Origin of the sequence: Citrobacter sp. RHBSTW-00017 (genome assembly GCF_013797615.1) — a bacterium.
GTDB classification, from domain to species: Bacteria; Pseudomonadota; Gammaproteobacteria; order Enterobacterales; family Enterobacteriaceae; genus Citrobacter; species Citrobacter braakii.
Genome location: NZ_CP056899.1, coordinates 1,794,393 through 1,807,304, shown reverse-complemented (window position 1 = coordinate 1,807,304; position 12,912 = coordinate 1,794,393). Strand labels below are relative to the sequence as shown.

Genomic DNA, 12,912 nt, shown 5'->3' with positions numbered 1-12,912 from the left:
GCCGCCGGGTGGATAAAAACCGGCGGCATGTGGGATCACGCAGTGCGGGCCACCGCGTCACGCGAGGCGGCATCACGCTCATCGCCCAGCAGTTCACTCAACTGTCCGTTACGCATTTCCAGCAGACGATCGGCGTGAATAAAATAGTGATCGTCATGGCTAATGGCGAAGATAGTTTTACCCATTTCTTGCATCAGCGGTAACAGGACCTGATAGAACTCACGACGGAAATGGGGATCCTGATCGGCAGCCCATTCATCCAGCAGAATGATGTCGCGCTCCTCCGCCAGAGCCAGCAGCAGCGCCACGCGTTTCTTCTGCCCTTTCGACAGCTTCAGATTGAGGATGCGGCCATCGTTCATCTCCAGCTTGTGACCCATCTTTAGATGTTCCAGCCACTTCGCTACCAGCTGCGGATTGGCTTCTTTACCTTCCGGCCCCAGCAGTTTGTCGAACAGCCAGACATCGGTAAACACGGCGGAGAACAGCTTGCGATAATCTTCCGGCTTTTCAACGGCCACGGCCTTACCATCAAGCAAAATTTCACCTGACTGCGGCTGGTATAGCCCGGTCAGTAACATCGCCAGCGTAGATTTCCCGCTGCCGTTGCCGCCAATCAGGAAGATCAGTTCACCGCGATGAATCGTCAGATTGACCGGCCCTACGGAAAAGGCATTATCCTGATAGTGGAAAACCACGTTACGCAGTTCCAGCGTTTGCCAGTTTGGAAAAGCGGTTGGCCGCGGGAATTCGGCCTTAAAAGGTGCCAGTGCGAATTTATTCAGCTTGTTGAAAGCCACCTGCGCAGTGAGCAGGGTCGGTAGCGCGCCAACGGCAGAGAGCAGCGGCGTACGCAGGAATAACAGCGTCAGTGAGTAAGTCGCCGCCACGGCGGTATCCGCCCAGCCCAGACTATTCGCCATCCAGAACACCAGGCCAATGGCGCCCAGCATCATAATGTTTGACCAGTTGACCGCGCTCAGGTGGAAGGTATCGGCGCGAATAATATGGTGACGGTACTCTTTGGCATCCGGGACGTACATCTGATTAAAGATATGCTCGGCGCGCTCGCGGTTGAGCGTCAGCTCTTTGCGCCCTTCCAGCACCGTCTGATAATCGTTGTACAACTTGTCTTCCGTTTCGCGCAGGGTAGCCATGTGCTTATACACCCGCGCCACCAGCACAAATCCCCCCCAGATGGTGATTGCCATCCAGATAGCCGTCACCAGCAGCATTTTGGTCGACAGCATCGCCAGATACGCCGCCGATCCGATGGTCAGGATAATCCCCTGCACCAGCTCAGGCAGACGAACAAAGGCGATGGTGATGTTGCGAATGTCGCTGGTTAAACCGGCCAGCAACGAGGCGCTGCCAAGCTGTTCAATACGCTCGACGTGGGTATCCAGAATACGTTTGATAAATTCGCTACGCAGGCGGTAGACAAAGTGGTGGCCGAGCGTGGTCAACGCCAGCTGAGAGCCGAGAGTGACAACCATCAATAGCAGCAACAGGCCAAGAAACTCCGGCAGCACCATCAGCGTGGTGTCGACCGTTTCAATCAGACGCTGGTTGATAAACGCAATCAGCCCAATCCCCAACGCAGCGCTGGCGAGGCTGAGCGCCATGACGCTGATAAATGGCCAGCGATACTGCCGCCAGACAAGAAGTAAAAGTTCCATGCGAACAACCCGGACAAGTAATAACAGCCCGCAGTTTAAACATCTCTTCGCTGACAGCAATAATAATTCTTATTTTTATTCTTTTTTACCCGCCTGACGAAACGTCAGATTGTAGCGACAGTCTCCAGTCAACGGATGATACCCCGTCTTAAGCGGCTGGATCCCATGATAAAACAGCCGTGAAGTACCGCCCCACACCACCACATCGCCATGTTCCAGCAGCAAACGCTTTAAGGGATCATTACGGCGCAAGCCGCCAAATTGAAAGATGGCCGGCAATCCTAGCGACACCGAGACAATCGGCGCCCGCAGGTCGGGTTCGTCTTTATCCTGATGTAAGGACAGCTTTGCCCCTGGCGTGTAGCGGTTAATCAGACAGGCATCGGGTTGAAAATCAGCATAGCCCGCCGCCGTCGCTGCCTGTTGGCACAGGTCAGCGAATGCATCCGGCAGCGGCGGCCAGTGCGCGCCGGTTAGCGGATCAAAAGGAGAATAAAGGTAACCATGTTGATCGGTCGTCCAGCCCAGACGACCGCAGTTGGTCATTGCCACCGACATCGTGTAGCCGCCGGGCGTCACCATCTGGCGAAACGGCGACTGTCTGGCGATAGCCGCTATCGCCTGCAGCAGAGACGGTGCGCAGTCAAAAGCGAAGCGTCGCAGAATAACCGCGCCTGACGCCAGCGGCTCCTGCCAGGGTTTCGCATCCGCAAAGAGATCGAGCATTATGTTTCCTCGCCAGTCGTTTCACGTTGCAGTAACTGTGCTTTGCGCGCAATGCCCCACCGGTAGCCCGAAAGCGCGCCATCGCCGCGGATCACCCGGTGACACGGGATGACGATTGCCAGTTTATTCGCCCCACAGGCGCTGGCCACCGCACGCACCGCCTTCGGTTTGCCAATGGCGCTGGCCAGTTGCTGGTAGCTCATCGTTTCGCCGCACGGAATTGCGCGCAACGCCTGCCACACCTGCTGCTGAAATGCGGTTCCCCGGATATCCAGCGGCAGCGATAACGGCGCGTCACGCGCATTGATTGCGGCGATCACTTCGCGCACGCGCTGCTGAAAATCGGCATCTGCTGGCACATCCTGAGCGGCGGGAAACAGCTCATGCAGATCCGCAACCAACGTAGCGTCATCATCACCAAGTAAGATCGCGCAGATACCACGTTCGCTTTCCGCCACCAGACAGCGACCCAGAGTGCAATCTGCCAGGGTATAGCGTACAGAAACGTTGTCACCACCTTTACGAAATTGCTTTGCGGTCATGCCTAACGTCTGATCCGCTTTTCGGTAGTAGCTGCTGCTGTCGGGAAATCCGGCGTTGAGAATTGCCTGCGTTACCGGAACGCCTTTCGCGAGGGCATCGCGCAGACGGCGGGCTCGCCAGGACTGCTGCCACGCTTTGGGGGTCATGCCCGTTGTGGCTTTGAACAGGCGATGTAAGTGATACGGGCTCATCGCCACCTGCTGCGCCAGCTCGTCCAGCGTGAGGGGAGATTCCTGCTCCAGCAACTGGCAGGCGTGGGCTATTTTCTCCAGCCGATGCTGGTGGGCGCTGTCTTTATCCGGCTGACAACGTTTACAGGGACGAAAACCGGCGGCCAGCGCCTGCCGGGCATCGGCAAAGAAACTGACATTTTTGCGCAGGGCATGTTTCGCCCGACAGGACGGACGGCAGAAAATACCGGTAGTCTGGACGGCGAAAACAAACTGACCGTCAGCGTCGGCGTCACGATCCACAACGGACTGCCAGCGGTCATCATCAGTTATGTGTAAACGATTTTTCATTATGGACTCCTTTGTTAAGCATAGCGCTTAGCCTCAGTGTGTCCCCATAGCCGGATACAAAAACCCGCAATCTTGCTTTTTAATTTTTTTCGCTGAGCAGGAAGCTTTTAAACTGCGGCGACATCCAGGTTTTAAACCCCTCGCCCTCTTTTATAATCATATAGACCGCGAGTCCTTCACGACGCACCACCTCTTTGGCCTTTTCCGGACCGAGAACCATCAAACCGGTATCCCAACCGTCAGCCTCCAGCGCCGTTGGTGCGATTACCGTTACAGATACCAGGTTGTGTTCAATCGGACGACCGGTTTGCGGATCAATAACATGGGAAAGGCGCTTACCATCCAGCTCATAATAGTTACGGTAGCTGCCGGAGGTGCTAATGCCATGCCCGTTAATGTCGACAATCGCCTGCACCGCGTTTTCGCGATCGGTCGGTTTCTGAATCGCGACTCGCCACGAAAGCCCATCTGCATTCATACCGCGGCTGTTCAATGCTCCACCAACGGATACCAGATAACGGGCGATCCCTTCCTGCTCCATTAATCGTGCCAGATGATCGGCGGCATAACCTTCGCCAACGGTCGAGAGATCCACGTACAGCTCGGGCAAATCTTTTTGCAGGTAGTTCCGATGCGCCTCATTAACAACCTTCAGATGTGAAAGCCCGGTTTGCGCTTTTGCGGCGTCAATTTGCGCCTGAGTGGGAATATGCACCGGTTGCTGATCCGGGCCAAAGCCCCACAGATTGACCAACGGTCCCAAGGTAATATCCATGGCCCCACCGGTTTTTGCGCCAATGCGCAGCGCGGAAGTCACGATATCGGCCATAGCATCATTAACCGGCCATGGCGACAGGCTTTTCGACAGGTTAAAGCGCATTAACGCAGAATCATTTTTATAGGTAGAGAGAAGCTGATCGTCGGCATCCAACTGAGCCTGGATCTTCGCCTGCAGTTCCCCGGCGCGTTTGGCATCTACGCCCACCGCACTGACCCGCCAGAAAGTGCCCATGGTTTTACCTTCCAGAACGGTGGCAGGTTGTGTGGTCTGGGCAGGTTTCGGGGCTTCATCGCACCCGACAAAAAAGATCGTCACAGCCAGTAGTGCTGCGCGATAGAAATTCACTTCCATACGTAATTATCCTCATGCGAACGGGCGCAAGAGTACACCAAAAATCGTTGTTTGTACGACGAAAAAACGGCATTAAAAAAGGCCCCGCAGGGCCTTTTAACGACATGAGCGCAGATTAGAACTGGTAAACCAGACCCAGCGCTACGATATCATCGGTAGCAATACCTGCTGCCTGGGTAAACGCATTGTCATCCAGCAGGTTGATTTTGTAATCAACATAGGTAGACATGTTTTTGTTGAAGTAGTAAGTCGCGCCAACATCAACATATTTCACGATATCCTGGTCACCGTAGTTGGTGAAGCCATTGCTGATGTCTTTGCCTTTTGACTGCAGGTAAGCCACGGAAGGACGCAGACCGAAATCGAACTGGTACTGTGCCACAACTTCAAAGTTCTGTGCTTTATCTGCGAAGCCATATGCAGCAGTCCGGTTGCTACCGTTAGAGGTACCGAAACGGGTTGCGTTATAGGACTGGGAGTACTGTGCAGCCAAGTAAACGTTGTTAGCGTCGTATTTCAGACCACCGGTATAAACCGTTGCACGGTCACCATTACCGTACACGCCAAGAGCATTCTGATCAGCGGTACGTTTAGAGGTAGTGATCGCACCACCGATACCAAAGCCAGAGCCGAGATCGTAAGTCAGAGAGCCGCCGTAACCATCGCCATTCTGGGTCAGCAGGCTACGACCACCTTCGTTTTCACCACTTACGCTGCCGTTTTTACCCTGGTACTGCAGGGCAAAGTTCAGACCATCAACCAGGCCAAAGAAATCTGTATTACGGTAGGTCGCATAACCGTTACCACGCTGCTGCATGAAGTTGTCCGCACCGTAGGTGTCACCGCCGAACTCTGGCAGGACGTCGGTCCAGGACGTTACATCATAAGTTACACCGTAGTTACGACCGTAGTCGAAAGAACCTGCATCAGCGAATTTCAGGCCTGCGAATGCCACACGCGTCCAGGCGTCGTTGCTGGATTCACTCTGGTTGCCTTGAATCTGGTATTCCCACTGGCCGTAACCGGTCAGTTGGTCGTTAACCTGGGTTTCGCCTTTGAAGCCGATACGCATGTAAGTCTTATCACCATCATCACCTTTGTTATCGGAGAAATAGTGCAGACCGTCGACTTTGCCGTACAGGTCTAATTTGTTGCCGTCTTTGTTATAAATTTCAGCCGCATTTGCTGCGCCTGCTACCAGCAGTGCTGGTACCAGGAGGGACAGTACTTTAACTTTCATGTTATTAACCCTCTGTTATATGCCTTTATTGCTTTTTTATGCCACTGCATACTGATTAAGGTCATTAACCAGTCGGCAACTTCATTCTCCGCAAAAACACAGAATAATCCAACACGAATATGATACTAAAACTTTTAAGGTGTTTCATTTATCGACATAGATGTTTCAAAATATTAATAAGAGGGAACTTTTTTAAAATCAAAAAACAGGCAAAATAAGCACAAATAATCAAGAACTGTTTTAATTAAATTTAAAATCAATAAGTTACATTGAAAATAGTTATAGCACTGAATGACAAAACAAAATCTTCACTCGCAACTAAAATAGACCCGCTATCATCATTAACTTTATTTATTACCGTCATTCATTCATGAATGTCTGTTTACCCCTATTTCAACCGAATGCTTCGCGTTCGGTTTTTTTTACCCTTCTTTACACAAAACTTACCGTTCTGTGCTACCGATGCAAAACTATAACAACTATTAACTATCTCATTGCGTCGTATTCAGATATAAATCTGATTAATAATTTCTTGTTATTTAATGCTAAATGTATACATTCCGTATAAATATTTGTACCCGCCTTTATCCACTGTACACCTTTGGATAGTGATGGCTGCAACAGAATGGAGCGTAAAAAATGCGGGCCATCCGGCGTGGTGTAAGTGTGGCAATTCATATATTACCCTTTATACTGCCCCATCATCTTTCGCGTCGTTTAACAGGTCATAAACACGAATGAGTCAGTCTGACACAACGGCTTCTACCCGATTCTCCCTGCTACCGGGAAGTATTACCCGTTTCTTCTTATTACTGATCGTTGTGCTGTTGGTGATGATGGGCGTTATGGTCCAGAGCGCCGTCAACACCTGGTTAAAGGATAAGAGCTATCAGATTGTCGATATCACCCATGCCATTCATAAAAGGGTCGATACCTGGCGATACGTGACCTGGCAAATCTATGACAATATTGCCGCTACGGCCAGTTCACCTGGTGCAGAAGGACTGCAGGAAACGCGTCTGAAACAAGACGTCTATTATCTTGAGAAACCGCGCAGAAAGACCGAGGCGCTGATTTTCGGTTCCCATGACAGTTCTACGCTGGAGATGACCCAACGCATCTCAACCTATCTTGATACGCTGTGGGGCGCGGAAAATGTTCCGTGGTCTATGTATTACCTGAATGGTCAGGACAATAGCCTGATCCTTATCTCAACGCTGCCGCTAAAAGATCTGACTTCCGGTTTTAAAGAGTCGACGATTGGTAATATTGTCGATTCACGGCGCGCGGAAATGTTACAACAGGCCAATGCGCTGGATGAACGTGAAAGCTTCTCTTCACTGCGCCGTCTGGCGTGGCAGAACGGGCATTACTTCACGCTACGCACGACCTTTAATCAGCCTGGACATCTGGCAACGGTTGTCGCCTTTGACCTGCCGATTAATGACTTGATCCCACCCGGCATGCCGCTGGACAGCTTCCATCTGGTTCCAGATGCCACGTCAACAACCGAGCATCTGAATGAAAAAGAGTCGCCTGACAGTGTCAGCATTAATTTCAACAACAGTAAAATTGAGATCTCTTCGGCGCTAAACTCAACGGATATGCGGCTGGTGTGGCAGGTTCCGTTTGGCTCATTGCTGCTCGACACCTTACAAAGCATTCTGCTGCCGCTGTTACTCAACATTGCTTTGTTGGCCCTGGCGCTGTTTGGCTATACCACCTTTCGCCACCTCCCTGCCCGTTCCACCGAAGTGGCACCAAACCTTGCGGCAAATAATGAACTGCGTGTTCTGCGCGCCATCAATGAAGAGATTGTGTCCCTGCTGCCTCTGGGCTTGCTGGTGCACGATCAAGAAGCAAACCGCACGGTTATCAGCAATAAAATTGCCGACCACCTGTTACCGCATTTAAATTTGCAAAACATTACCAGTATGGCGGAGCAGCATCAGGGGGTGATTCAGGCCACCATCAATAATGAGCTGTATGAAATCCGGCTGTTCCGCAGCCAGATCTCCTCGAGAACGCAGATCTTTATTATTCGTGACCAGGACCGCGAAGTGCTGGTTAATAAGAAGCTGAAACAAGCGCAGCGACTGTATGAGAAAAACCAGCAGGCCCGGGCGGCCTTTATGCAGAATATCGGCAGCGCACTGAAAGACCCGGCGAAAACACTTGCCGCTAATGCTGCCGCACTGAATAGCCCGGACAGCCAGAAACTGGCCAATCAGGCAGACGTTCTGGTGCGTATGGTAGATGAAATCCAGTTGGCCAACCTGCTGGAAAGCGACGCCTGGAAAAGTGAATCGACGCTGTTTTCCGTGCAGTCGTTAATTGATGACGTGGTTCCGGAGGTTCTGCCAGCCATTAAACGTAAAGGGCTGCAGCTACTGATTAAAAATCACCTTAGCGCCCATGATGAACGCCGCGGCGACCGCGATGCCCTGCGCCGTATTTTGCTGTTGCTGATCCAATATGCGGTAACCACCACGCAAATTGGCAAAATCACGCTGGAAGTCGACCAGGATGAATCGGAGACTGAACGCCTGACCTTCCGCATTCTGGATACCGGGCAAGGTGTCACGTTGAATGAAGTTGATAACCTGCACTTCCCGTTCATCAATGACACCCAGGGCGATCGGTATAGCAAGGCCAACCCGCTGACGTTCTGGTTATGCGATCAGCTCGCCCGCAAGCTAGGTGGACACCTGAACATTAAAGCGCGGGAAGAACTTGGAACACGTTATATAGTCCATGTTAAAATGCCGCTGCACGATCAACATGCTGAAAGTGAAGAGCGTTTGTTAGATGACGTCTGCATAATGGTTGATGTCACCTCTAATGACGTACGCAGCATCGTATTACGCCAACTGGAGAACTGGGGAGCAACCTGCATCACGCCTGATGAGCGGTTGAATAGTCAAGAATATGATCTCTTTTTAACAGATAATCCGTCTAATCTTACTGCCTCAGGCCTTCTTTTAAGCGATGATGAGTCTGGCGTGCGGAAAATTGGCCCTGGTCAGCTGCGCGTCAACTTTAATATGAGCAATGCTATGCAGGAAGCTGTCCTCGAGCTGATAGAAGAGCAGCTGGCACAAGAAGAGATCCAGGAACTCCCCCTCGGCGGAGATGAAAACGCCGAACTTCATGCCAGTGGTTACTATGCACTCTTTGTAGACACAGTACCGGATGATGTTAAGAGGTTGTATACTGAGGCAGCAACCAGCGATTTCGCTGCGTTAGCCCAAACGGCCCATCGCCTGAAAGGCGTGTTTGCCATGCTTAATCTGGTACCCGGCAAGCAGTTATGTGAAGCGCTGGAACATCTTATTCAAGAGAAAGATGCTCCAGGTATAGAAAAATACATCAGCGACATTGACGATTACGTCAAGAGCTTGCTGTAGCAAGGTAGCCCAATACATGAACACTATGAACGTAATTATTGCCGATGACCACCCGATTGTACTGTTCGGTATTCGTAAATCACTTGAGCAAATCGAGTGGGTAAACGTTGTCGGCGAATTTGAAGACTCCACTGCACTGATCAACAATTTGCCTAAGTTAGATGCTCATGTGTTGATTACCGACCTCTCCATGCCGGGAGATAAATACGGTGACGGGATCACGTTAATTAAGTATATCAAGCGCCATTTCCCGAGCCTGTCGATTATTGTTCTCACCATGAACAACAACCCGGCAATCCTGAGCGCGGTGCTGGATCTCGATATTGAAGGAATTGTCCTGAAGCAAGGCGCGCCAACAGATCTGCCGAAAGCGCTTGCCGCGCTGCAGAAGGGTAAGAAATTCACCCCGGAAAGCGTTTCTCGTCTGCTGGAAAAAATCAGCGCCAGCGGTTACGGCGACAAACGTCTGTCACCGAAAGAGAGCGAAGTTCTACGCCTGTTTGCCGAAGGTTTCCTGGTTACTGAAATCGCGAAAAAACTCAACCGCAGTATTAAAACCATCAGCAGCCAGAAAAAGTCGGCAATGATGAAACTCGGTGTGGAAAACGATATCGCCCTGTTGAATTACCTTTCTTCCGTCACGCTGAGTCCGTCAGACAAAGAGTAATTCTTTTAACATCGACGTGCCTGATGGCACGGCGTTTATCAGGCCTACGAATGACACGATGTTGTGCGTGTTCCGTAGGCCGGATAAGGCAAACGCCCCATCCGGCCTCTTTTATTCCCGCGCCTTTCTCACTCTTTCCGCATAGACCGTCAGCGTTTGCTTCAATACATCTAACGTCACCGGCTTAGACAGACAGCTATCCATACCTGACTCCAGACAACGCTGCTTCTCTTCAGCCAGCGCGTTGGCCGTCACGCCGACAACCGGCAGGGTTAATCCTAACTGGCGAATACGCTGGGTCAGACGATAACCATCCATGTTCGGCATGTTAACGTCGCTCAGCACGATGTCGATATGGTTTTTACTCAGTACATTGAGTGCGTCCACGCCGTCATTCGCGGTTTTACACTGATACCCCAACGATCCCAACTGATCGGCCAGTAAACGCCTGTTGATAGGATGATCGTCGACCACCAGAATCATCATGTCATCGTTAGTTGCAGCAACTTTATCCGGGGCTGGCAACGCCGTTGAAAGCTCTTCACTGCTCAGCTCAAGGCTGTAGATATGCGCCAACAGCGCGGGCAATTCGTGAGGCGATGCCACGCTGTGCACCCACTCCCCAGGCCCCCTTTCCAGCGGAATACCGATATGACGACGGCAGAAAATCACCGCGGCGCGTCCCTGCCACGCCTGCTCCAGCACATCGTCGGCAATCAGCAGGTCATCCGCATCCGGTTGCTGTCCCTCATAGCACTGCACCGTCATCCCGTTACGCGCCAGACTGGATTCAATAAACTGGTACAGCGACGCGTTACGCACCGCCAGCCAGCAACGTTTACCGACAAGCCCTTCGATACCTTTTTTCAGCGGGTACTGCGCGCCATAAAGCGGAATACGCAGCATAAACTGGCTACCCATTCCCGGTTCAGAATCGACGGAAATATCCCCATCCATCATGCTGATCAGTTTTTCACAGATAGCCAAACCAAGCCCGGTTCCCTGGAAATTACGCTGTACGCCGGTTCCCACCTGGAAGAAAGGATCGAACAAGCGGACGACCTCTTTGGCTGGGATCCCAACCCCGGTATCACGCACGCGAATACTGAGATAGTCTTCGTTGCACTGCACGTGCAGCACAATGCAGCCGGTATCGGTAAACTTGATAGCATTACTCAGTAGATTGGAAATCACCTGCTGTAAACGCATCGGGTCACCATTGAGCGCCACCGGTACATTCGGGTCTATAAAGCAGTACAACCCCAGCTGTTTGCGAACCACCAGCGGCAGATAGTTAGCCGTAATATGATTCATTACTTCGCGCGGTGAAAACTCGCGCGGCTCAATCTTCAGCTGTTCAGATTCAATTTTCGAGAAATCGAGAATATCGCTGATAATCTTCAACAGCAGGCTGGAAGAGTTGTTCATCGCCGTCACCAGGCGATCCACTCCGTTGGGTAACTCTTTGGTTTGCAACAAATCAAGGTTACCGATAATGCCATACAGCGGCGTACGCAGCTCGTGGCTTACCGTCGCAAGGAACATCGATTTGGACTGGCTCGCCTGCTCCGCCGCCTGCGCCATCTCCTGCAACGACTCTTCCATTTTAACGCGCGCGCTGATGTCAACCAGCACACAAATTGCCACGTTTTCATTACGATAGCGCGAGTGCACAAAGCTGATTTGCAGATTGGTATTGTTGCTGGTCAGCACATCAACAAAATTGACCTGCTGGCCGCAGATAATTTGCGTTAACCGTTGCCGGTCTTCATGCGTTAGCATGTTGAGATAGGTGTGCGCCAGCTCATTACTCAGGATGTTAATGCCATCTATCGTACGCAGAATACAAATCCCAACCGGCGCGGAAGCCACGATTTTACGGTTAAACTGCTCGTGCTCTTCCAGACGCTGGGCATCGCTTTCCGCAGGAATAAAAATGCGCCGCTCATACATGCGCGTGAGCATAAATAACGCCGCGCCAACCAGCACATTCAGCAGAATAGCGTTCAGGATCATCATGCGGATCCGCTCCAGCACCAGGTCGACCGGTACTGAATAAACAATGCTTAGCGATGACGGGGGCAGGTTTTTCTTCAGCACCAGTTCGTGAAAACCCGACGTATAGCCAAACCAGGAGCGCTCCTGCATCCAGCGAGGTTCAGCCTTAATATTCCCCTCGGGGCCGGTGAGCGAAATCAGCGCATGACCATTTTCATCAAGGATGGTCACTCCCATCGGCAAACTGCCCGGCGTGAAAAAGTTCTCCATGCGGATAGGCTGTTCCACACCCAACAGCGCCTGCAGGCGATTAGCGAGATAAACCGGCGTCAGCGCATAGAAATAGCCTATCCCCGGCCGCGGCCCCTGGCTAATCCAGAACAGGTTATTACCGTTTTCGTCCTGCGGTGCATTGCGATACTTAATAATGCGCTCATGCAGCGCCTTCAACGCCCCGTCACGTTCGACAGGCATATCACGCAGACCGAAATTGGCCATGCAAAGGTTGTCGCTGCCGATCAGGAACACACGATTCAAATCATAGGCCGCGGAAAAGTTATCCCGCCAGTAGCGCATAAACCACGTCAGCGATTCCAGAGAACCTCGCCAGGCGTTGCCCATCACCGAGCAGTCGGAGTCGGCAAACAGCGGCTCGAAGTTTGGCACGGCAGTTTTATCATCTCGCGCGCGCAACGACATCACGCCGTTTTCCGCCGTTAAGCGATTCTCCGCGATATATTTCAGCTCTTTAATCACATCAGAGGTGCGCTGAATGTAACGTTGGGCCTGATCGGAACTGAGGTTAAGCTCCTGGTGAATCTCGGACTCTCTCTGGTGCAGCGCATTCACGATGTAGAAAACGGAGGCAAATGCGATTAGCCCCCAGATCAGGAGCGCCAACGCCCTGAACAGATAGCGTGAGACTTTTAGCGTTGAATGAACGGAAGCAAGGTATTTCAAAGGGGCGAAGCTCCGCCTCAGGGCATTAATAGAGTGTGG

The 12,912-nt window shown here is 51.7% G+C and carries 7 protein-coding genes and 1 pseudogene; 2 read left to right on the top strand and 6 right to left on the bottom strand.

The window, feature by feature from the left end; genetic code table 11:
• Window positions 1–35: 35 nt before the first annotated feature.
• From HV037_RS08760 to HV037_RS08740, 5 genes and pseudogenes are all read right to left on the bottom strand, one after another.
• Entirely contained in the window at window positions 36–1,679 is a 1,644-nt protein-coding gene (locus tag HV037_RS08760) for a multidrug ABC transporter permease/ATP-binding protein (RefSeq protein WP_016157011.1), read from the bottom strand.
• A 35-nt stretch (window positions 1,680–1,714) separates the two neighbouring features.
• A pseudogene (gene alkB / locus HV037_RS08755) lies at window positions 1,715–2,405 on the bottom strand (DNA oxidative demethylase AlkB).
• Window positions 2,405–3,469, bottom strand: coding sequence for a bifunctional DNA-binding transcriptional regulator/O6-methylguanine-DNA methyltransferase Ada (ada, locus tag HV037_RS08750; protein WP_049040858.1), 1,065 nt, complete (start codon window positions 3,467–3,469; stop codon window positions 2,405–2,407). Before ada ends, alkB begins: the two are co-directional and overlap by 1 nt.
• Window positions 3,470–3,548: 79 nt before the next feature.
• A complete protein-coding gene (gene apbE, locus HV037_RS08745; protein WP_016157014.1) occupies window positions 3,549–4,601 on the bottom strand; it encodes an FAD:protein FMN transferase ApbE in 1,053 nt (350 codons plus the stop codon).
• Window positions 4,602–4,716: 115 nt separating this feature from the next.
• Complete coding sequence (locus HV037_RS08740) at window positions 4,717–5,841, bottom strand: porin OmpC (RefSeq protein ID WP_016157015.1); 1,125 nt, start codon at window positions 5,839–5,841, stop codon at window positions 4,717–4,719.
• A gap of 737 nt (window positions 5,842–6,578) precedes the next feature.
• Here HV037_RS08740 and rcsD point away from each other — a divergent pair.
• Both rcsD and rcsB read left to right on the top strand, forming a co-directional pair.
• Window positions 6,579–9,248, top strand: a complete 2,670-nt coding sequence (rcsD, locus tag HV037_RS08735) for a phosphotransferase RcsD (RefSeq protein WP_016157016.1) — start codon at window positions 6,579–6,581, stop codon at window positions 9,246–9,248.
• 16 nt (window positions 9,249–9,264) lie between these two features.
• Window positions 9,265–9,915: a response regulator transcription factor RcsB gene (rcsB, locus tag HV037_RS08730; RefSeq protein WP_003027592.1), complete on the top strand. Its 651-nt coding sequence runs from the start codon at window positions 9,265–9,267 to the stop codon at window positions 9,913–9,915.
• Window positions 9,916–10,026: 111 nt separating this feature from the next.
• Here rcsB and rcsC read toward each other — a convergent pair whose 3' ends face one another.
• Entirely contained in the window at window positions 10,027–12,873 is a 2,847-nt protein-coding gene (rcsC, locus tag HV037_RS08725) for a two-component system sensor histidine kinase RcsC (RefSeq protein ID WP_103284030.1), read from the bottom strand.
• Between the last annotated feature and the right edge of the window lie 39 nt (window positions 12,874–12,912).

Excerpts from the sequence above, each read along its gene's own strand:
- HV037_RS08760 (WP_016157011.1), bottom strand. The coding sequence starts at position 1,679 with ATGGAACTTTTACTTCTTGTCTGGCGGCAGTATCGCTGGCCATTTATC.
- ada (WP_049040858.1), bottom strand. The coding sequence starts at position 3,469 with ATGAAAAATCGTTTACACATAACTGATGATGACCGCTGGCAGTCCGTT.
- apbE (WP_016157014.1), bottom strand. The coding sequence starts at position 4,601 with ATGGAAGTGAATTTCTATCGCGCAGCACTACTGGCTGTGACGATCTTT.
- HV037_RS08740 (WP_016157015.1), bottom strand. The coding sequence starts at position 5,841 with ATGAAAGTTAAAGTACTGTCCCTCCTGGTACCAGCACTGCTGGTAGCA.
- rcsD (WP_016157016.1), top strand. The coding sequence starts at position 6,579 with ATGAGTCAGTCTGACACAACGGCTTCTACCCGATTCTCCCTGCTACCG.
- rcsB (WP_003027592.1), top strand. The coding sequence starts at position 9,265 with ATGAACACTATGAACGTAATTATTGCCGATGACCACCCGATTGTACTG.